Genomic DNA, 1,975 nt, shown 5'->3' on the forward strand with positions numbered 1-1,975 from the left:
CATGGCCGCCCAGATAAGCAGGCAGACCCGCCGCGCGAGCCCCCTCGCTCATGGGTTACGCAACAACGCCCGTGTCGGATGGGGTCCGGTCTATCAGCCGGCCGATCTCCTCTAGGAGACGCGTGCGTTCGTCGGCGGGCCAATGATGAGAATCGAGACACTCAAGCTGCTTCAGCCCCTCGAGGGCCAGATAGGCCAGAAGCGCTCCACGTGGGTTGGTTGAGTCGGACAAGATCGAGGCGATAACGTCACGCTGATTGGCCTGGATCGTCCTGTGCAACCCGGCATCTTGTGTGAGAGCCGCGCAAAGGCTCAGTGCGGCGGCACGGCTCTCATCACTGAGAACTCCCTTCTTCGCCTCTACGGCCTCGAATGACCCGACTGGGCACAGATCCGAGTTCCTGTGGACGGTCGCATGATGCGCACTATCGAGTGCCACGGCTCGCTGCACTACGGCATCGATGAGGGCCTGTTTAGATTTATGGTCGTAACGAAGACTAGCTTTGCTGATGCCGGCTTGCTGCGCCACCGCGTCGATCGTCGGACTGGCCGCCCCGTCGCAGGCTACGACCTGCTCCGCTGCGTCCAGCACCCGCTCCACAGAGATAACCCGGCTGCGACCCACAGCCCGTCTCGCTAACTAAGTTTGCAACCATACGGTTATTTGCTGCAGTCAGCAGACAATCAGTTTTGTTCTGCTGCAGAGGTGTTGCTGATGCTTACAGTGAGAACGTTCAAAGGCAGCCATGTCCATAAAACGTTCGCTTTCCTGACGTATATCTCTGTAACTCCTTAACATAGCCGCGCGATATCAGTCCGACTTGGAACAGAAGCGGTTCGTATAGGTTTGACGCCATATACGTGGCCGGGCTCGCTTGGTGCCTGGCCTCCACGCCTTGTCTCCGGAAGCCGATCCATGCTCATTCGTGTGGCCTTTGACGTTACCCTAACCGCCTCCGCGCCAACGCCGGTGATCCTGGCGCTGTCTCCCCATCCGAACGAGATGCACCGCGTGTCGGCGGGTCCCTTGGTGGTCGGCCCGAATGTGCCGGTCCATTGGTACACGGACCCATTCGGCAACCGGCGCGGACGTCTGGTCGCCCCCGAGGGTGATCTGCGCCTCACTTGGAAAGGGCTTGCAACCGACAACGGCCGCCCAGATGACGTCAACCCGGTCGCCGAGCAGCATCCTGTCCAAGACCTTCCCGACGAGGTGCTTCAGTTCCTGCAAGCCTCGCGCTACTGCGAGAGCGATCTCCTGAGTCAGGAGGCGTGGGACCGCTTTGGTCATGTTCCGACAGGTTGGGGCAAGGTGCAGGCCATCTGCGACTTCGTCCACGAGGCTATGACGTTCGACTACAAGGACGCATCCAGCGTGCGCACGGCCCATTCGTCCCTCAAGGAGGGCAAGGCCGTATGCCGCGACTTCGCGCACCTGGTGATCGCGTTCGCTCGCGCCCTCAATATACCTGCACGCTATGTCTCGGGCTACCTGGGCGACATCGACTGGCCCGATCATGGACCAGGAGATTTCTGCGCGTGGACGGAAGTGTTCCTTGGCGGGCGATGGTACACGTTCGATGCGCGCTACAACGTGCCGCGCATCGGCCGCATCGTCATGGTCCGCGGTCGGGATGCCGGTGACGTGCCGATGATCACCTCCTTCGGGTCCACCACCCTCAAGAGCTTTCAAGTCTGGTGCGACGAGGTGAAGACCCGCGTGGCAGCTGAATGAGCAGCACGGCATCCCCAGGCATTTGGGTCTGAGCTGGTCCCCTTTGTCGCTGAGCCTGACCAGATCCTGATATGGCAAACGCCTGAAAGGTGATCGCGTTCAATCTCGCGGAAGGTTGGAGCCACCATCGCTGCGGAGCCTTTCCCAACCGGAACGCCAGAGGAGGGAAGTGGCCTGTCTCCCGAGAATGGATCCATTTGTAGTGTCAGCCTGTCTGACGAGGAGGATCCATGCCGAAGA

Annotated in this window: 2 protein-coding genes; one reads left to right on the forward strand and one right to left on the reverse strand. The window is 60.6% G+C overall.

The window, feature by feature from the left end:
* Positions 1–55: 55 nt before the first annotated feature.
* Complete coding sequence (locus FHG71_RS23130) at positions 56–592, reverse strand: TetR/AcrR family transcriptional regulator (protein ID WP_218014230.1); 537 nt, start codon at positions 590–592, stop codon at positions 56–58.
* A 324-nt stretch (positions 593–916) separates the two neighbouring features.
* Here FHG71_RS23130 and FHG71_RS23135 point away from each other — a divergent pair, with 324 nt between their 5' ends.
* Positions 917–1,735, forward strand: a complete 819-nt coding sequence (locus FHG71_RS23135; RefSeq protein WP_139084158.1) for a transglutaminase-like domain-containing protein — start codon at positions 917–919, stop codon at positions 1,733–1,735.
* The last annotated feature ends 240 nt before the right edge of the window (positions 1,736–1,975 follow it).

Origin of the sequence: Rubellimicrobium roseum (genome assembly GCF_006152145.1) — a bacterium.
GTDB classification, from domain to species: domain Bacteria; phylum Pseudomonadota; class Alphaproteobacteria; order Rhodobacterales; family Rhodobacteraceae; genus Rubellimicrobium; species Rubellimicrobium roseum.